Here is a 541-nt window from a genome sequence, read left to right on the forward strand (position 1 = left end):
TATTCAGCGTGATTACCCGGACAGCAAGACCGTCGAAAGCACCTATCATCCGGTCGCGGGGCTGCACTGGCAGGCCAAAGTTGAAGCTAACCATGTCGGGGAGCTGAAACAGTTCAGCCTGAATGGTGAACATGTTCTCCGTTTTGAACGGGATGAAGACGGGCACGAGTGGCATCGCCAGTCGGATAAAGGGTTTATCCTGCGTCAGGCGCATACCCTGATGGGGCAACTGGCGACACAGCGTGCCGGGCGCAATACCGAGTTTTTTGCCGCCCATGAAGTGGCGGATATTCCCCAGCCCACCCTGGCTGGCATCGACCGGGAATATCGCTATGATGCGGCACTGAATCTGGTGGCTGCGAATGATGAGCGGCAGTGGTTGCGCTATGTGGTGAACGGCAACGGGCAGGTGACCTCAGTCAGTGATGGCGAACGGTTGCGTGAGCATTATCAATACGATGCCGCCGGTTATCCTGCCCGCCGGTTTGACGGATTGCATGACATTAGCGGTGAACGTCTTTACCAGAAAGGCCACCGGTTA

1 pseudogene is annotated in these 541 nt (G+C 56.6%); it reads left to right on the forward strand.

The window, feature by feature from the left end:
* Positions 1 to 541: pseudogene (locus Xedl_RS20045) on the forward strand (type IV secretion protein Rhs); the annotation flags it as partial.

Source organism: Xenorhabdus eapokensis (genome assembly GCF_001908105.1).